Source organism: Polaribacter sp. BAL334 (genome assembly GCF_015767435.1).
Classification (GTDB): domain Bacteria; phylum Bacteroidota; class Bacteroidia; order Flavobacteriales; family Flavobacteriaceae; genus Polaribacter.
This window is the reverse complement of sequence record NZ_JADWOV010000245.1, coordinates 62,603-79,516: the sequence shown is the minus strand read 5'-3', so window position 1 is coordinate 79,516 and position 16,914 is coordinate 62,603. Positions and strand designations below refer to the sequence as shown.

The 16,914-nt window shown below is 31.1% G+C and carries 20 protein-coding genes; 5 read left to right on the top strand and 15 right to left on the bottom strand.

From position 1 onward, the window contains the following. The first annotated feature begins 2 nt into the window (after positions 1-2). Complete coding sequence (locus tag IU405_RS03770; protein WP_197437271.1) at positions 3-368, top strand: Na(+)-translocating NADH-quinone reductase subunit F; 366 nt, start codon at positions 3-5, stop codon at positions 366-368. Positions 369-384: 16 nt separating this feature from the next. On the opposite strand, the gene IU405_RS03765 is transcribed toward IU405_RS03770, so the two are convergent. Together IU405_RS03765 and IU405_RS03760 are read right to left on the bottom strand one after the other, a co-directional pair. Further along, positions 385-954, bottom strand: coding sequence for a TMEM175 family protein (locus IU405_RS03765; protein WP_197437270.1), 570 nt, complete (start codon positions 952-954; stop codon positions 385-387). Positions 955-1,110: 156 nt separating this feature from the next. After that, positions 1,111-1,956: a flagellar motor protein MotB gene (locus IU405_RS03760; RefSeq protein WP_197437269.1), complete on the bottom strand. Its 846-nt coding sequence runs from the start codon at positions 1,954-1,956 to the stop codon at positions 1,111-1,113. Positions 1,957-2,072: 116 nt separating this feature from the next. Between IU405_RS03760 and IU405_RS03755 the strand changes: the two genes are divergently transcribed. Beyond that, complete coding sequence (locus tag IU405_RS03755; protein WP_197437268.1) at positions 2,073-3,065, top strand: FAD:protein FMN transferase; 993 nt, start codon at positions 2,073-2,075, stop codon at positions 3,063-3,065. A 64-nt stretch (positions 3,066-3,129) separates the two neighbouring features. Beyond that, a complete protein-coding gene (locus IU405_RS03750) occupies positions 3,130-4,407 on the top strand; it encodes a hypothetical protein (RefSeq protein WP_197437267.1) in 1,278 nt (425 codons plus the stop codon). 4 nt (positions 4,408-4,411) lie between these two features. Here the strand turns inward: IU405_RS03750 and IU405_RS03745 are convergent, their stop codons facing one another. From IU405_RS03745 to IU405_RS03715, 7 genes are all read right to left on the bottom strand, one after another. Further along, positions 4,412-5,125: a class I SAM-dependent methyltransferase gene (locus tag IU405_RS03745; RefSeq protein WP_197437339.1), complete on the bottom strand. Its 714-nt coding sequence runs from the start codon at positions 5,123-5,125 to the stop codon at positions 4,412-4,414. Between the two features lie 130 nt (positions 5,126-5,255). After that, positions 5,256-5,630, bottom strand: coding sequence for a GxxExxY protein (locus IU405_RS03740; protein WP_197437266.1), 375 nt, complete (start codon positions 5,628-5,630; stop codon positions 5,256-5,258). A gap of 120 nt (positions 5,631-5,750) precedes the next feature. After that, positions 5,751-6,062: a cupin domain-containing protein gene (locus IU405_RS03735; protein WP_231749515.1), complete on the bottom strand. Its 312-nt coding sequence runs from the start codon at positions 6,060-6,062 to the stop codon at positions 5,751-5,753. A 12-nt stretch (positions 6,063-6,074) separates the two neighbouring features. Further along, positions 6,075-6,884 carry a type I methionyl aminopeptidase gene (gene map / locus IU405_RS03730; protein ID WP_197437265.1) on the bottom strand — a complete coding sequence of 270 codons (810 nt, stop codon included), beginning with the start codon at positions 6,882-6,884 and terminating at the stop codon, positions 6,075-6,077. A 50-nt stretch (positions 6,885-6,934) separates the two neighbouring features. Then, positions 6,935-7,540 (bottom strand): thioredoxin family protein, encoded by a 606-nt coding sequence (locus IU405_RS03725; RefSeq protein ID WP_197437264.1) that lies wholly within the window; start codon positions 7,538-7,540, stop codon positions 6,935-6,937. Then, positions 7,540-9,060 (bottom strand): 2,3-bisphosphoglycerate-independent phosphoglycerate mutase, encoded by a 1,521-nt coding sequence (gpmI, locus tag IU405_RS03720; protein WP_197437263.1) that lies wholly within the window; start codon positions 9,058-9,060, stop codon positions 7,540-7,542. The genes IU405_RS03725 and gpmI overlap by 1 nt, the downstream gene beginning before the upstream one ends. A 46-nt stretch (positions 9,061-9,106) precedes the next feature. Next, positions 9,107-9,373 (bottom strand): hypothetical protein, encoded by a 267-nt coding sequence (locus IU405_RS03715; RefSeq protein ID WP_197437262.1) that lies wholly within the window; start codon positions 9,371-9,373, stop codon positions 9,107-9,109. Between the two features lie 126 nt (positions 9,374-9,499). On the opposite strand from IU405_RS03715, the gene IU405_RS03710 reads away from it, so the two are divergent. Both IU405_RS03710 and IU405_RS03705 read left to right on the top strand, forming a co-directional pair. Then, a complete protein-coding gene (locus IU405_RS03710; RefSeq protein WP_197437337.1) occupies positions 9,500-11,245 on the top strand; it encodes an aromatic amino acid hydroxylase in 1,746 nt (581 codons plus the stop codon). Between the two features lie 46 nt (positions 11,246-11,291). After that, a complete protein-coding gene (locus tag IU405_RS03705; RefSeq protein ID WP_197437261.1) occupies positions 11,292-11,570 on the top strand; it encodes a rhodanese-like domain-containing protein in 279 nt (92 codons plus the stop codon). A 201-nt stretch (positions 11,571-11,771) separates the two neighbouring features. Here IU405_RS03705 and IU405_RS03700 read toward each other — a convergent pair whose 3' ends face one another. From IU405_RS03700 to tnpA, 6 genes are all read right to left on the bottom strand, one after another. Further along, positions 11,772-12,425: a response regulator gene (locus IU405_RS03700; protein WP_197437260.1), complete on the bottom strand. Its 654-nt coding sequence runs from the start codon at positions 12,423-12,425 to the stop codon at positions 11,772-11,774. 10 nt (positions 12,426-12,435) lie between these two features. After that, entirely contained in the window at positions 12,436-14,397 is a 1,962-nt protein-coding gene (locus IU405_RS03695) for a sensor histidine kinase (protein WP_197437259.1), read from the bottom strand. Between the two features lie 23 nt (positions 14,398-14,420). Continuing rightward, positions 14,421-14,684 (bottom strand): hypothetical protein, encoded by a 264-nt coding sequence (locus IU405_RS03690; RefSeq protein ID WP_197437258.1) that lies wholly within the window; start codon positions 14,682-14,684, stop codon positions 14,421-14,423. 182 nt (positions 14,685-14,866) lie between these two features. Continuing rightward, positions 14,867-15,376 carry a hypothetical protein gene (locus tag IU405_RS03685; protein ID WP_197437257.1) on the bottom strand — a complete coding sequence of 170 codons (510 nt, stop codon included), beginning with the start codon at positions 15,374-15,376 and terminating at the stop codon, positions 14,867-14,869. A 71-nt stretch (positions 15,377-15,447) separates the two neighbouring features. Beyond that, complete coding sequence (locus IU405_RS03680) at positions 15,448-16,152, bottom strand: DUF6498-containing protein (RefSeq protein ID WP_197437256.1); 705 nt, start codon at positions 16,150-16,152, stop codon at positions 15,448-15,450. Between the two features lie 248 nt (positions 16,153-16,400). Further along, the gene (tnpA, locus tag IU405_RS03675) at positions 16,401-16,862 is read right to left on the bottom strand and encodes an IS200/IS605 family transposase (RefSeq protein ID WP_197437255.1); all 462 of its coding nucleotides are present in this window, start codon (positions 16,860-16,862) and stop codon (positions 16,401-16,403) included. Between the last annotated feature and the right edge of the window lie 52 nt (positions 16,863-16,914).

The window sequence follows — 16,914 nt, the reverse complement described above, 5'->3', positions numbered from 1 at the left end:
CAATGCAGATTTTAACGCAGCAAGAATTGCATAATTTGGCAATGAATATTGTGGGAGAAAAATTGGTGGAAATGGGCTATGAATTTCAAGCAATCAATAGTCAATTGAAAAGACATCCACAGTTTGTATTGTTCAAAAAAGGTGAACCCACCATTTTTGTGTTGGTAAAAGCGACTAATAATTTGCAAAATCCCAATGAATATGATGTGTTTTGGATGGAAACTTTTGTTTCACATGCCAAACAACAAAATGCCAAAGTTTGGTTTGCTGGTGTTGGAATTGCCAATGCAGAAAGTGTTGAAAATCCGGTTTTTAAAGACCAACCTTACTATGTGGCTTTTGAGGATTTTGTGAAGGTTTTGGAATGATAAAAGGCTAGTCTTTTTACAAACTTTTTTCTATTCTTTTGTCAGGAATAAGCCAAATAAAAGCGACTAAAATAAAGATGGCACCTCCCAACCAAGAATGAACAAAACTAAGACCAATTCCAATTAAATATAAAATCGGAGATATTTTTCCTTTAAAATCTTTTCCTACAGCTTTCGCTAAAATAGAATTTTCTCCTTGACTTTTGATAATTTCGTTTTGCAACATAAAATAAGCCATTGCTGCCATCAGTAATACAAAACCGTACAGTGCCATAGGTTTTGAACTAAAATGATGTTCGCCCATCCAACTTGTCACAAAAGGTATTAAGGAAAGCCAAAAAAGCAAGTGAAGATTCGCCCAAAGAATAGTGCCTTTGACGGTTTTTACAGTTTGCATCATATGATGATGATTGTTCCAGTAAATTCCGATATAAATAAAGCTCAATACATAACTTAAAATTACGGGAATTAATGGAATCAAATCAGTAAAGTTGTCTCCATGAGGCACTTTAATTTCCAATACCATAATGGTAATGATAATGGCTAAAACCCCGTCACTAAAAGCTTCAACACGACCTTTTTGCATATAAATTAAATTGATTTTGAAGGTATTATTCAAAAATAAATGTAACTATTTTTACTTTTTTAACAGCATAATTTTTAATTTAATTTTGATAAAATCAATTCCATAAAAAAACCATCTGAATTTCAGATGGTTTTTTAAGGTAAAATGGATTAAAAATTATTTTCCATCTTGCTCTAATAGACTGAAAAATTGGTCTAATTTAGGCATGATAATAATTTTTGTTCTTCTGTTTTTAGCTTTGTTTTCAGCGGTATCATTTGGCGCTAATGGAATGTATTCACTTCTTCCAGCAGCAATTAATCTCTCAGGTTTTACGCTATATTTTGTTTGTAAAATTCTTGTGATTGAAGTAGCTCTCAATACTGATAAATCCCAGTTGTCTTGAATCAAATCTTTTTTCATTGGCGTTGAATCAGTATGACCTTCAATCATCACTTCCATTTTAGGTTGATCATTGATTACTTTGGCGATTTTTTCTAACACAGTGTAAGCAGTTTCAGAAATGTTGTAGCTTCCACTTTTGAATAAAAATTTGTCAGAAATAGAAATCATTACCACCGTTTTTTCAACGTTTACTTCAATGTCTTTGTCTTGAATTCCATCCGTTAAATTCTTAGTTAAGTGATATTTAATCGCTAAATTCAAAGAATCTTTTGCAGTCATTGCTTTTCTGATTCCATTGATATATTTGTCTTTTTCACTCAATTGAGAAATTACATTTTTAATATTATCTGAAGAAGATTGCGTTAAAACAGTCAAGTTTTCAACTTGTTTTAAAGCCGTTTTTTTATCTTCTTGAAGATATTTTACTTGCTCAGTCAAAGCAAACATTTTTGAATCTTCTTTTTCTTTTTCAATCAAACACTTTTGTAAATTTGCTTTTACATCAACCAACTCAGTTTGAGCTTTGTCATGTTTAGCTTGCAATTCAACAAATTCTTTTTTTGTTACGCAAGAGCTAACAAGAATAGCAGTTACGAATACGATAATGATTTTTTTCATGATTTACATATTAAATTCAGTATGCAAATTTAACAAAAACTCGCTATAAATAGGTGTTTATTCTTTATTTTATGAAAATTTTAAACACTATTTTTGTTGTAAATATCGTCTTTTTCATGAAATCAAAAATTACTATCATAATTATTGTTTTTTTAGCATTTTTTTCAGGCTGTAATTCAAAAGTTGAAAAACAAGACTTCGTTTTACAAGGGGAAGTTTTTGGCACAACATACAGAATTACCTATTTAAATGCATCAAAAAACTATCAAAAATCACTTGACAGTTTATTTTTAGCGTTTAATCAATCATTATCAACCTATATTCCAACTTCGGATATTAGTAAAATAAATGATGGAGATACCTCAATTGTAGTGGATGATTTTTTTGTAGAAGTTTTTGAAAAATCAAAAAGAATTCATCAAGAGACTGATGGTTTTTTTGATCCCACTGTTGGGAATTTGGTCAATGCTTATGGATTTGGTCCTGAAAAAAGTCACGTAAATCTTTCAGATTCTATTGTCAATCAACTAATGACATCCGTTGGTTTCGAAAAAATATCGCTACAAAATAGAAAAATCATCAAGGATAATCCTGCTGTTTACTTGGATTTCAATTCCATTGCGAAAGGTTTTGCCATTGATATTGTAGCCCGTTTTTTTGATTCAAAAAAAATGGATAATTATTTGATTGAAATTGGTGGAGAAATCAGAACCAAAGGCACCAAAAAAGACAACAAACCTTGGGTAATTCAAATCGTAAATCCATCAAATGCTCAAGATGAAAATGGATTTACAATTTTAAAACTTGCTGATATTTCAATGGCAACTTCAGGAAATTACAGGAAATTTAGAGTAACTGATGACGGAAAAAAGTATGTTCATACCATCAATCCAAAAACGGGTTTGGCAACAGAAAGTAATTTGTTAAGTGCTTCTGTATTTGTAAAATCAGATTGTGCAGATGCTGATGCGTATGCTACTGCTTTTATGGCTATGGGTTTTGAAGAAGCCAAACTATTTTTAGAAAAGAATACGCATGTCAAAGTAATTCTCATTTATAGTGATGATGCTAAAAATGTGCAAGTTTTTGATACATTTACTAAAAATTAAATAATTTTGATTTTAGTTGTTTTACATTTTTTATAAATTGCTAAAAATTAAAAAAATAATCATCATGAAAAAGTTAATTTTCCTTTTATGCCTTCTTAGTTTTCTGCAATCAAATGCGCAATCAAATATAGAAATTGCTGGGGTTTATATAAAAAGAGCCAACGAAAGTCTGAATAATTTTGATGTAGAAATTGCCAAAAATCATTTTGAAAAGGCCATGAAATATATGGATTCTATCAACACTCCAGAAGTTGCAAGACTTGGAACCTTCATATATTATGAGCTAAAAATTTATGAAGAAGCCAAAAAATATTCCGGGTATTATTTTAATTTGGTCAAAAATAAAAAAAGTGAAGAATATACTGAAATGTTGACACTTTCTGTTGATATAAACGAATTCTTAGAAAAAATACAAATTGAGAAAAAAAGAATAGAAGAAGAAAAAATCCGAAAAGAGAAAGAATATAGAAAAATAGATTCTTTAAAAGCCATTTGGATAAAGAAAGCAGAGCTGCTCTCAATAAAAGTGGATACGATTTATAATTTCAATTCAAATAATATTGCCTTATTTAAGAAAAAAGATTTTTTTGGACTCATCAATGATGTTGGAAAAATTCTGATTGAGGCGGACGAATATAAAGATGTAGTTAGTTTTGATGGCTTTTTTATTCTCAAAAACGCGATTGAAAATCCAACCAAATTATATTGTTACAATTCTACAGACAACTCAGGGTTTTTAATTCCCAATGTTTCAGATTTTAACATGCTTTCCACAAATTATGGAGTTGTGATGTTTCCAAGAGCCAATGGGAAATTGGTTACTTACCCAAATAACGCAAATGAAGCTTTCGTATTTGATTTAATTGAAAGAAAAATCTTAAAAATTTCTGATAAAGAAATCGTGTTGAAAAATCTTAAAAAAGCTGATTTTATTGATAAATTTAATGATGATGGAGAGGTAAAAATCGGAAAAGAGTGGTATTATTTTGGAGGCCATTTAGGAGGAGGAATTCATCCAATCTATGCAAAAGAAGGGTATAATTTAGAAGGATTTTTGCACTCCATTGATGGTCGTTTTTCAAGAACAAAATCAGATTTTGATTTTATTGGAGCTTTTCACAATGACAATGCTCAAGCAATTAAAGACGGTCAGAATTATTGGATAGACCAAAAAGGAGGGTTGATTGAGGCTGAAAATCAAACGGATTCCTATAATGGAAAATCAAAAATCGTAAAATTAAATACGGGAGCTTATCAATTGAAAAGGGATGATTTGATTATTCTTGGAAATGAAAAGCTAGAGAAAATGACTGATTTTATTGAGAAATACTCTCAAAAATAACTTCTTACTTAAAACAAACAGGCAATATTTCGCCTTTCATCAAGCAAAATCGTTCCACTTTTTCTGGAGCGATTTTTTTTGTGTAGTCAATTTCTTGAACAGAAAATCCAACAGAACGGAGTTTGTCAAAATAATCTTTTCCATAAATTCTGACATGATCATATTGCCCAAAAATTCTGGAACGTTCTTTTTTATCGGTAATTGAATTGTCTTCAAAAGTTTTTTCTCTTGAAATATCTTGAGGAATTTGAAAAATGCCAAAACCGCCTTTTTTTAGCACTCGAAACAATTCTTGCATTGCTTTTGTATCATCAGGAATGTGCTCTAAAACATGATTACAAAAAATGACATCAAACGAATTGTCTTCAAAAGGAAGATTGCAAATATCCGCTTTTACATCTGCAATGGGCGATTCTAAATCTGAAGTGATATACTCTAAATTTTGTTGTTTTTTAAACAACGTTAAAAAACATTGTTCAGGAGCAATGTGCAAAGTTTTCAATTTTTTGTCAGATGAAAAAAAATCGGTTTCATTCTGTAAATAAAGCCACATTAATCTGTGTCTTTCTAAGGATAAAGTGGATGGTGAAAGGGCATTTTCACGCTGTTTTCCATAACCGTAAGGTAAAAATTTTCGAAAACTTTTTCCGTCAATTGGATCCGTAAATTTATTTCCTTTCAAATAAAAAGCAATCATTGGACGCACCAAATAACTCATTTTGATGAGCCATGGTCTTGGGACGGTGTTTAAAATGGATTTGAATATAGACACGAATTACACAAAAATAAAAGATTATTGATTAAAGTATTTTTTTAATTTTTAAAGATAGACACGAATTTCACTAATTTCACAAAACTATGCGTTTGTGGGTTAAACTATCTTCTCCAAAATTCACTAAAATGCCTAATTTTAATTTTGTAGCAGCTAAATAATTGAGTGTTTGTTTTACATGACTTTTAGTTAGCATTTCTATTGCTTTAATCTCTAAAACTATTTTATTGTCAATTATAAAATCAGCAACGTAAAAATGAGGTAATACATCTCCTTTATAAGTAATATGAAATTTAACCTCTCTTTTGTAAGGAATACCAGTATTTATCAATTCAATTTCTAAAGCATCACCATAAATATTTTCTGAAAAACCTTTTCCTAATTCATTATAAACTTCCATACAAGCTCCAATAATGCTATAACTTTCCTGCTTATATAGTAAAGAATCCATATTTCATTTTTGTGAAATTAGTGAAATTTGTGTCTAAAAAAACATTTATAATCCTTTCAAATTAGTCAAAAGACCAAACTATTTTTTTTTGAAATTCGTGAAATTTGTGTCTAAAAAACATCATTTATAATCTTCCCTAACAGGACAAAAAACATCTGACAATTTACAAGCAGTAATTGCTTTTCCTCCGTGTTTTACAAAAGAAGGAATGGTAACTAACATTCCTGGTTTGTAGATTTTAGTTACACCATCAAGCGTCATTTCAAATTCACCTTCAATAACTTGAGTGGTTTGTTCATGAATATGCGAATGAATTGGAATTTCTGCACCTGCTTCCACTTCCCAAAAAGCAAGGGTAAAAGTTTCCATGTGCACAAATCTGCCTTTATAGCCTTTTACAATTTCTTTTTGTGGGATTTCTAGAATATTCATTTTGATTGTATTTTAGTCTTTTTTTCTGAATTCGTCTTCTTCATTGGAGGCAATTCCTAAGGCTGCATAAATGAAATCAAATGTGGAAAGAAGTTGAGGTTTTCCGTTTACAATAGCCACATTGTGTTCAAAATGCGCAGAAGGTTTGTTGTCTAAAGTAGTGATTGTCCAGCCATCTTTGTGCTGTTTTATTCTGTGAGTTCCCATATTTGTCATAGGTTCAATGGCCACAGTCATGCCTTCTATAAATTTTTTTCCAACACCTTTTTTGCCATAATTGGGCATTTCAGGATCTTCATGCATTTTACGTCCTAAACCATGTCCAACCAATTCTCTTACAACGCCATAACCATGTTTTTCAGTAAAATTCTGAATCGCAAAACCAACATCACCCACTCTGTTTCCAGCTTTGAATTCTTTGATTCCAACGTATAAACTTTGTTTGGTAATTTCTAATAATTTTTGAGTTTCAGCATCAATTTCACCTACAGCAAAGGTGTATGCATGATCACCATAAAATCCGTTTTTGATGGCACCACAATCTATAGAAATAATATCTCCTTCTTTCAAAGGTTCTTTGTTGGGAATTCCGTGAACTACTTGCGAATTTGGACTCATGCAAAGTGTATTTGGAAAATCATACAAACCCAAAAAGCCTGGAATTGCACCTTGTTCTCTGATGAATTCTTCAGCCAATTTGTCTAAAAATAAAGTGGAAACACCTGGTTTGACTTCTTTGGCTAACATTCCTAAAGTTCTAGAAACGACTAATGCACTTTCGCGCATGATTTCAATTTCTTCTTTGGTTTTAACTACAATCATTTTCAAAAAATAAAGTGCAAAGTTACTATATTTATTGATAAATGGTAGTGTTAATCTTTTTCGTAGGAATGTTTATAAGGCTGCTCAGAAACAATTTTTAAGATATCTTTTTCAATAGTTTCTCTTGGATATTCAACATATCGTCCAATTTCTTTGCCGTTTTTATAAAAAATAATTGTTGGAACTCTGAAGATATTCAAGTCTTTTTCAAGGTTTTCATGCTTTTTTGTTCTGTCAACACAAATTAGTTGAAAGTAATTTTCATCAAATTTTGTTTGGTCTAAAATCTTATAAAATTTTGGCATTTCTCTTTGACTATCTTCGCACCAAGTTCCCATAAATGCTTTGATGGTTAGTTTGTGAATGTGTTTTGAAATTTCACTAACCACTTGTTGGTCAGTGGTATATTCTTGATACCTACTATCAAACCATTCTTTGTAAGCACTATCCTGAAAATCAAATCTATTGGAAATGCCTACCAAATAACCATCAGCATCTTTTTTTGAAGTTACAATAGTTTCAAAAGGAATTCTTGTAATAATCTCTTTTTTTTCAATTACAGGAGTTACAACTGTTGATTTTTTATCAATAGTTGGCTTGTTGGTTGAACATCCAAAGAAACAAACAACACATCCTAAAAGAAAACTTTTTTTCATCAAGATAACAAGGATTTTTGAGTCATTTCTGCGGGTTGTTTCACGCCCATCAAATCTAAAATTGTAGGAGCAATATCTCCCAAAACACCACTTTTTACTGATTTGATTTCGTTGTCAATTACAATAAAAGGAACAGGATTTGTAGTGTGAGAAGTGTGAGGCGAACCATCAGGATTCATCATGGTTTCGCAATTTCCATGATCGGCAATCAGCAAGGTTGAATAGCCATTTGCCAAACCAGTTTCAATCACATCTTTGGCGCAAATATCTACAGCTTCACAGGCTTTAATGGCAGCTTCCATAATTCCAGTATGACCAACCATATCTCCATTGGCAAAGTTTAAACACACAAAATCAGCTTCACCCGTTTTTAAATCTTCACACAAAGCATCACGCAATTCATACGCGCTCATTTCGGGTTTCAAATCATAGGTTGCTACTTTTGGAGAATTTCTAAGAATTCTTTTTTCTCCTTCAAAAGGGGTTTCTTGTCCTCCAGAAAAAAAGAAAGTTACGTGTGGATATTTTTCAGTTTCAGCAATTCTGATTTGTTTTTTTCCAGCATTTGACAACACTTCACCCAAGGTATTTTTCAAATTATCATTGTTATAAATCACGTTGATTCCTGTAAATGTATCATCATACAACGTCATTGTAGTGAAATATAAATTCAGCTTTTTCATACCAAATTCAGGAAAATCTTGCTGACTCAAAGCATTCGTCAATTCTCTTCCTCTATCAGTTCTATAATTGAAGAAAATAACGACATCTCCCTCTTTGATGCTAGTTTTTGGAACGCCATTTTCATCAGTAATGATGATGGGTTCTAAAAATTCATCGGTAATATTATTGGCATAATTTTGTTTGATGGATGCAACAGCATCTGTCGTTTTTGTTCCAATGGCATTGACAACACAATCGTACGCTTTTTGAACACGTTCCCATCTATTATCTCTATCCATAGCATAATAACGACCTGTCACTGTGGCTAATTCTCCTGTAGTTTTTTGCATGTATTCTTGCATTTCATTGATAAAAAATGCGCCCGATTTTGGGTCGCAATCACGTCCATCAGTAAAAGCGTGCAAAAAGACATTTTCAACATTGTTTTCTTTAGCAACATCCAACAATCCTTTTAAATGATTGATGTGTGAATGAATTCCGCCATCAGAAACCAATCCTAATAAATGTACATTTTTGTTATTTTCTTTGGCAAAAGTGAAGGTGTCAATCAATACTTTTTCTTCTCCCAACGTTTTTTCTCTAACAGCTTTGTTGATTCTTGCCAGATTTTGATACACAATTCTTCCTGCGCCTAAATTCATGTGACCCACTTCCGAATTTCCCATTTGACCTTCTGGCAAACCAACATGTTCTCCATCAGTTCTCAATTCCGCATTTGGATATTTGTCATATAATGAGTTGATAAATGGTGTTTTTGCATTGTAAATTGCAGATACTTTTGGGTCTTGAGTGATTCCCCAACCATCCAAAATCATTAAAATTACTTTCTTGTTCATTTTGAAAAATTATTGAGTAAAATTACGAAAGTTTTCAAAGGTTTTTTTAAAATTTTACGAAACCGATAACGTAGATGAGTAGTAAAATCAGAATTGTAATTAGAATTATATTTTTTTGCAACGCTTTTTTATTTTCCTCTTGAATTTTTTCTCTGATTCTGGTGAGTTGACTTTCGGTTGCTTTTTTCTTAAAAAAAACTTGAATATTGTTTCCTTTTTTAAAATTTTTGATTTTTTCGTAAGTAGAACTACGATTTCTTTTATCGCTTTTTATACTATCAAAAATGTGCGCAACAAATCCTTCTTTAGCCATTATATTGAAAAAACTAAATATAATAAATTTTATTTAAAAGAGTGTTCATTAAGTTTTAACAGGTATTTTTTGAAGAATGATTTACAAAATTCGTAATTTTACCAAGTAATTTTTATGAAATATACAATGGAATCCCATTTTGAACTCAATGAAGTCACCAAAAAACTACCAAAACATTTGCACAAATTTATTGTGAAACAACCTTATGAGGAATATACACCTCAAAATCAGGCTGTTTGGCGTTATGTGATGCGAATAAATGTGGATTATTTGAGCAAAGTGGCGCATACTTCTTATTTAGCGGGATTGGAAAAAACGGGGATTTCTATCGAAAATATTCCGCACATGGAAGGCATGAATCGGATTTTGAAAGAGATTGGTTGGGCTGCAGTTTCTGTAGACGGATTTATTCCGCCAAATGCTTTTATGGAATTTCAAGCGTATAATGTTTTGGTGATTGCTTCTGATATGCGAACGATAAATCACATAGAATATACGCCTGCACCAGATATTATTCATGAAGCTGCAGGTCATGCACCCATCATTGCCAATCCTGAATATGCTGAATATTTAAGACGATTTGGAGAGATTGGGAGCAAAGCCATTTCATCAGCCAAAGATTATGAAATGTATGAAGCCATTAGATTATTGTCTATTTTGAAAGAAGACCCAAATTCAAGTGAAAGTGACATTGAAGCTGCTCAAACAAGAGTAGAATGGTTGCAAGAAAATATGGGTGAATTATCGGAAATGGCTCAAATCAGAAATTTGCATTGGTGGACAGTGGAATATGGGTTGATTGGAAACTTAGAAAATCCAAAAATTTATGGTGCAGGATTGTTGTCATCTATTGGTGAAAGTGCTTGGTGTATGCAAGATACAGTGAAAAAAGTGTCCTATTCTTTAGATGCTGCAAACCTAAATTTCGACATCACAAAACCCCAACCTCAATTGTTTGTAACACCTGATTTTGCCTATTTAAGCTTGGTGTTGGATGAATTTGCAAACACAATGGCATTAAGAACTGGAGGAATCAAAGGGATTCAAAAATTGATAGATTCCAAGAGTTTAGGAACGATTGAATTGACTACAGGAATTCAAATTTCGGGTGTTTTTACGAACGTAATTCAAGATAAAAATAACAAAGTTGCGTATTTTCAAACTTCGGGCGAAACTGCGTTGTCAAACAGAGATAAAGAGTTGATTGGTCATGGAAAATCCCATCATGCAAATGGTTTTGGAAGCCCTGTTGGAAAATTGAAAGGAATTAATTTACCGATTGAAGACATGAGTCCAAGAGATTTGAAAGCATACGGAATTTACGAAGGAGAATTCATGACCTTAGAGTTTGAAAGTGGTGTGGTTGTCAAAGGAAAAGCAATTACTGGAACTAGAGATTTGCGCGGAAAAATTCTATTAATCACCTTGGATGATTGTACAGTAACTTTCAAAGACGAAATTTTGTTCCAACCAGCATGGGGAATTTATGACATGGCAATTGGAAAAGAAGTGATTTCAGCCTATGCAGGTGCTGCAGATGTAAATTCATTTGATGATATGAGCAAAGTGTCAAACACAAAAACGCATAAAATCAACTATTCAGCTACTGAACGAGAATTGTATAATTTGTATCATCAAGTGCGTGAAATGCGAACTAAAAATTTGGTATCTGAAGAAAAAGTAATCCTCATTTTTAATGAACTACAATCGAAATTTTCTAAGGATTGGTTGTTGTTGTTAGAAATCTATGAAATAGCCATCAAAAAAGAGTATGCCATTCAAAATGAAATTTTAAAAGCATTGCATGATTTGAAAAGTAATAAAAGTTACACAAAATTGATTGAAAATGGTTTAATTTTGTGCCAACAATAAAAACAGATACAACATGGGTTTTTTTGACATGTTTAAAAGAAAAGATATGAGTGCAGATATTAAAGAGTATTTAGAAAATGGCGCTGTCATTTTGGATGTAAGAACACAAGAAGAGTGGAATGAAGGGCATAGCAAAGGTGCAAAACACATTGTTTTAAACTTGGTTCCCGTAAAAATTGACGAAATCAAATCTTGGAAAAAACCAATCATTGCTGTGTGTAGAAGTGGCGCAAGAAGTGGACAAGCAACTCAGTTTTTGCAGCAACATGGTGTAGATGTTATCAATGGTGGTCCTTGGCAAAATGTGGATAGAGAATTAAAATAGTACTGTATTGAGTGCGATATTTTACTCAATTACATCATAAATTCTTTTTTGCCACGAATTCACGAATTTTAAATAATGACACTCAACAATTGTTTTCATCTTTGATGAAAATTTGAATTTATTGAATTCATAGTAATAAAAATTAGTGAATTCGTGGCAAATTAGTTTTAAAATTTAAGTATATCCAATTCGTAATTTTTTCTAAATCAAATTCCTTTTTTGAGCTAACATCACTGCTTCCATTTTACTATGGACTTGCAGTTTTTTGTAGATATTTTCAATATGTTTTCGAACAGTGGAAGGAGAAATAATCAAATTTTCCGAAATTTCTTTATAATTCAGTCCTTTGCTCAATTGAAGTAAAATGTCTGTTTCTCTGTTTGTCAATTGAATTTCTTCTAATTCCTCTTGTTTTGAGAAAACAAACGCTGGATTTCTCAATAAATTCAAGGTTTTTAAGGCAATACTTGGTGTCATTGGGGCACCACCTGCTGTTACTTCTAAAATACAATGATGTAAATTTTCGGCTTCAATTTCTTTCAATAAATAGCCATTTGCACCTGCTTTTATCGATTTGAAAACATCCTCATCGTCATCAGAAACAGTCAACATAATGATTTTTATATGTGGATATTTATTTTTGATCAATTCTGTTGCCTTGATTCCATCCATCACAGGCATTTGAATATCCATCAAAATAACATCGATATTGTGATTTTCCTCCAATTTCCCAATCAATTCTGCGCCATTATTCCCTGTAAATTTTATCGAAATATCCTCAAAAAAAGAAAGCTTTTCTTTGATGGTTTTCATCAAGAAATAATTGTCTTCGGCAATGCAAATTTTCAAAATCATACAAAAAATTTTAATTTTTTAAGGGAACTTGAATGATGATTTTTGTTCCTTTTTCCGGAATTGAATCAATTGAAATAGACCCATTTATTTCGGAAATTCGCTGTTCCATATTTGCCAAACCATTTCCCAAAGCGACTTCTTTCAGGTCAAATCCTTTTCCATCATCTATAACAGAAACCGTGAAATTGTCTTCATTTTGAAACAAATGAATCGTGATTTTTGTAGCGTCAGCATATTTGATGGCATTGTTAATCGCTTCTTGAATCACTCTAAAAATATTGATGCCCACCAAGGACGAAAATCCAATGTTCGTGTCAATATCATAATTGATGTCAAACGCTGTTTCTGGAACGGCATTTTTGGCTTTTTGTACAAAAGACAACACTCTTGTGTGCAAATCTTCCATAGAAATTTCGGCTTTATTCATTGCCCAAATGGTGTCGCGCAATTGAAAAATGGTATCAGAAGTAAACGAACTAATCGTTGTTAATTTCTCTTTCAATGAACTATTGGCATCTTTGGAAAGGTATTTCAAATTGTCCAAAGACGAAATGATAAAAGTGAGTTGCGCTCCAATATTATCGTGTAAATCTCTTGAAATTCGTAGACGTTGTTCTTGCAATCTGTTTTGAGTTTTGATGGTAGCAAGCGCGTCTTTCAAGTCCATTTCTTTTTGCAATTGTTTGCGCTTAAACTGATTTTTCTTGTAGTTTGCAAAAAACAACAATCCTAAAAATAGGAATGCAAAAGTGACAATGGTTGCATACAAACTTTTGTTTTTCAATGCCAATTCTTGCGTTAAAACGATTTCTTTTTGCGCTGCAATTTCAGCCTCTTTTTGCGCAGTTTGGTATTTGGTTTCCAGTTCAGAAAGTTGTTGAATTACTTTATTATTAATCAACAATTCTTGCATTTCTATGAATTTTTCTTTGTAAAAACTCACACTATCAGGTTGTTTCAAATAGGCTTTCAACTCCATGAATTGTTTGTAAGCATCTTGTTGCAATTCATTGGCTTTGATGGTTTTTGAAATGGACAATCCTTGATGCAAATACCTTTCTGATTCCACATAGTTTTTTTGTTTCATTTGCAAATCACTCAAGCTTAATAAGGTGCTTGCAATACCATAATTGTCTTGCAATTGTTGCCGAATTTGCAAAGATTTTTTGAAGTTTGCGAATGATTTTGCAAAGTCGTTTTCGCTTTTATAAAGTGTTCCTAAGTTGTTGTAAATCGTGGATAATTCATTGATAGCATTCAATTTTGTAGCTATTCCTAAGCTTTTTTCATAATACACTTTGGCGCTATCAATATTTTTGAGGGAAATATGCACATTTCCAATCCCTACAAACGACTCTAAAATTCCTTTTTCATCGTTTAGCGAAGTTCTAATTTTTAGTGCTTCTTGATGTTTTTCAAATGCCTTTTGGAATTGTTTGGTGTCTTTATAAAGGTTTGCAATGTTGTTTAAATTGGCTGCTACAAATCTTTTTTGACCTAATTTTTCATAAATTTTTAAAGATTCATAAGCGTAGTGAATGGCAGAATCTAATTGAAATAATTGATTGTGAGCAATCCCCATCTTATTATACAAACTTGCAATTCCAACGTTATCATTGATTTTTTTTCTGATAGTTAATGATTTTCTATAATAAACCAATGAAGAATCAAATTGCGACAAACGATAATGAATGATTCCCAAATCGTTATAAGCTTGCGAAATTCCTCCCAAATTGTTCGTTTTTTTTGAAAGTGCTAAAGCAAGTTTGTTATATTTAAAAGCAGAATCTGAGGAAAATCCAGAATAATACCAACCCAAATCGCCCCAATACTTTATTTTTAGAGAATCTGAAATGGAAGGATTTTTAAGTTGCTCTTTTAAAGCATCAATTTGTTTTTGCTGCGCAAAATTCGCAAATGAAACAACACAAAAAATCCTAAATAAAATATTACGCAATCTGTTTTGTTTCATATGTGAAAAATAAGTGCTTAAATTTATAAAATTTCTTGCAATGTAAAATCTAGATTTACAATGGCAACTCGAATTTTCAAAAATTGATGCTGAGTATTTTTTTCTAAATCATTGATTTTTTCAGAAACAGAAGTCAATCCAACTTCATTTTTTCTTTCTTTTTCAATTTCAATTTCTAAAAATGTATTTTTTCGGGAAATTGCATGTTGATATTTCTGAACATTTACAAATGTCCAAATACTAAAAATTAACAAGAAAAAGCTTAAAAAATATAGGAATGATTCCATTTTACAATACATTGATTAAATAAAAAAAAATTTAAATAGAAATCGAAGTGTGTATTGGGGGCTACACACTCCGTTAATTTCTAAATACTACTTATTCTCTTTCAGTTATTAATCGTTTCATAAGACCTCAAAAGTCCAAAGTATTTCCTTTTTTTGAAATACGTCATCTGCCTTATTTTCAATCAATTGTCTGATTTGTAAAAATCTTCGATAAGTTTTTCTGCTTCTGCTAGTTTATTTTCGGGAATTAAAATTCGGAACTCGTCATTGGTAGGTCCCTTTCTGGTAGCCCATTGAATATCAACTTCCAGTAATTTTTTTTGATTTTTTGCATCAATAATTTTCAAACTTTTGATTCTTCTCTTTTTGGAAGCAACTTCAATTTTGTGATAATTAATCATCATATACTCATTAAAAATGGAAACATGAGGATGTAAAACGTTTTTCTGTAAATGTTTATAACCAAATTTCATTCGCAAAAACGGAATTAAAAACGCAAAAGGCATTGAAAATAAAAGCGAAAACAAATAATTGGTATTTCTGTAAAACATCAATCCAAAAGGAACAATAATCAGAATGGCAACTCCAAAATAGATATTATCTTCCAATTTATTGGCTTTTTCAATGTCAACAAATTCGTTCCATTCTTCTTTTGAATACTGCCATTCAACAAGTGGTTTTTCAATTTCCATGAGATAAAAATTACTGTTCAAATATAATAAAATATTGATTTTCAGTACATACGACATTTGTCGTAGATTTTTTATTCCGTAAAATTGATAAGTTGTTTTTTGATGGTTTCTTTGGATGTTTTTTCATTGCTTAGTTTTTCGGCAACAAAATCCAAGGTTTTGGAATCTTCTTTAATGGCTTCCAATGTCAAATCAATCCCAAATCGGAATAGGATTAAAAGGATGGCTGCAACCATTCCAGTTTCTGAAAAAATGATAAAAAAGAACGATAAAATGACTACAAATTGCTGAATAATAATTCGCACATAAGGTGAAACCATCATTTCTTTGATACCAAATTTTAAGTATTTTTTATTGGCAATAAAATCAGTAAAAAACTTTCCAAGGTGTGTGAAAACAATTGCTGGAAGTGCATATTTAATGTCGGCTAATTGTAGAATTTTTGAGTAATTATCAATCAAATGAAAAGGTTCTTTAAAAACAACATCATCACCAATACTAAACATTGCAAACCCAAAAATGGATTGAATCGCAACAAAAAAACCATAATGAAATAAGAAAAAAACAATCATTCCATAGCCACTAGAATTGCCTAATTTGATAGTGCAAAACATTTTCAAAGCATTGAAAATTCCGATAATTATGGTCTCCAAAAAATAGACAAAAAGAATGCTTAACGGACTGATTTTTCCCAAATACAATAAGAAAAACAAGTAAATGGTGCTCAACCAAATAAAAATAGTTTGCGATGTTGGGTAAAATATATTTTTAATCATGCCTGATTTTTGCAGTAAAGAAAGAAAAAAATCAGCAAGTTTTCAAATACGCAATTTGTCGTATTTTTTTTCTGCAAGGGTTTATAAAATTTTAAGGAGTAATATCAATCAAGGACATTTTACTATTTTTCAAAAACGCAATAATTGTTTTTTTGATTTTTATACTATTTCTAATAATTAAACTATTATTATGGTGTAATAGCATAATCGCTAAATAGCATTAATGATGTATAACTTCAAATTGTTCTCTATTCATTAAACTCAAATAAATAGGCTTGATTAAATTCAACATTAAATTTTTGAAGGATTTCTAGGTATTCCTCTCTGAAAGTTTTTGTTTTATGATGTTTTTTTTGATTGTTGATATATGATATAATTCTATTTAGCATTGAATGATTATATGAAAATGCACCAAAACCTTCTTGCCAATAAAATTTTGATTTACAGAATTTCTTTTCATTTATGAAAGAATGTGAGGATTTTTTGATTTCTCTAACTAAATCTGAAATATTGCAATCGGGTTTAAAACCAATTAAAATATGGATATGGTTTGGCATTCCATTTATAGCCAATAGTTTTTGACCTTTATTTTGAATAATACCTGTTATGTATTTATATAATTCGTCCTCCCAAGACAATTGAATCAAATTTTCTCTTCCTTTTACAGCAAAAACAATTTGCACATATAGTTGTGAATAGGTATTAGGCATAATTTTTTTTGTAAAAATAATTAATCTTCCTTTGAATATTCCTATTAGGGAT

Excerpts from the sequence above, each read along its gene's own strand:
- IU405_RS03740 (WP_197437266.1), bottom strand. The coding sequence starts at position 5,630 with ATGGATTCTTTACTATATAAGCAGGAAAGTTATAGCATTATTGGAGCT.
- IU405_RS03690 (WP_197437258.1), bottom strand. The coding sequence starts at position 14,684 with ATGGAATCATTCCTATATTTTTTAAGCTTTTTCTTGTTAATTTTTAGT.
- IU405_RS03715 (WP_197437262.1), bottom strand. The coding sequence starts at position 9,373 with ATGGCTAAAGAAGGATTTGTTGCGCACATTTTTGATAGTATAAAAAGC.
- IU405_RS03760 (WP_197437269.1), bottom strand. The coding sequence starts at position 1,956 with ATGAAAAAAATCATTATCGTATTCGTAACTGCTATTCTTGTTAGCTCT.
- IU405_RS03680 (WP_197437256.1), bottom strand. The coding sequence starts at position 16,152 with ATGATTAAAAATATATTTTACCCAACATCGCAAACTATTTTTATTTGG.
- IU405_RS03710 (WP_197437337.1), top strand. The coding sequence starts at position 9,500 with ATGGAATCCCATTTTGAACTCAATGAAGTCACCAAAAAACTACCAAAA.
- IU405_RS03735 (WP_231749515.1), bottom strand. The coding sequence starts at position 6,062 with ATGAATATTCTAGAAATCCCACAAAAAGAAATTGTAAAAGGCTATAAA.
- gpmI (WP_197437263.1), bottom strand. The coding sequence starts at position 9,060 with ATGAACAAGAAAGTAATTTTAATGATTTTGGATGGTTGGGGAATCACT.
- IU405_RS03700 (WP_197437260.1), bottom strand. The coding sequence starts at position 12,425 with ATGATTTTGAAAATTTGCATTGCCGAAGACAATTATTTCTTGATGAAA.
- IU405_RS03705 (WP_197437261.1), top strand. The coding sequence starts at position 11,292 with ATGAGTGCAGATATTAAAGAGTATTTAGAAAATGGCGCTGTCATTTTG.
- IU405_RS03725 (WP_197437264.1), bottom strand. The coding sequence starts at position 7,540 with ATGAAAAAAAGTTTTCTTTTAGGATGTGTTGTTTGTTTCTTTGGATGT.
- IU405_RS03750 (WP_197437267.1), top strand. The coding sequence starts at position 3,130 with ATGAAAAAGTTAATTTTCCTTTTATGCCTTCTTAGTTTTCTGCAATCA.
- IU405_RS03765 (WP_197437270.1), bottom strand. The coding sequence starts at position 954 with ATGCAAAAAGGTCGTGTTGAAGCTTTTAGTGACGGGGTTTTAGCCATT.
- IU405_RS03685 (WP_197437257.1), bottom strand. The coding sequence starts at position 15,376 with ATGGAAATTGAAAAACCACTTGTTGAATGGCAGTATTCAAAAGAAGAA.
- tnpA (WP_197437255.1), bottom strand. The coding sequence starts at position 16,862 with ATGCCTAATACCTATTCACAACTATATGTGCAAATTGTTTTTGCTGTA.
- map (WP_197437265.1), bottom strand. The coding sequence starts at position 6,884 with ATGATTGTAGTTAAAACCAAAGAAGAAATTGAAATCATGCGCGAAAGT.
- IU405_RS03770 (WP_197437271.1), top strand. The coding sequence starts at position 3 with ATGCAGATTTTAACGCAGCAAGAATTGCATAATTTGGCAATGAATATT.
- IU405_RS03745 (WP_197437339.1), bottom strand. The coding sequence starts at position 5,125 with ATGAGTTATTTGGTGCGTCCAATGATTGCTTTTTATTTGAAAGGAAAT.
- IU405_RS03695 (WP_197437259.1), bottom strand. The coding sequence starts at position 14,397 with ATGAAACAAAACAGATTGCGTAATATTTTATTTAGGATTTTTTGTGTT.
- IU405_RS03755 (WP_197437268.1), top strand. The coding sequence starts at position 2,073 with ATGAAATCAAAAATTACTATCATAATTATTGTTTTTTTAGCATTTTTT.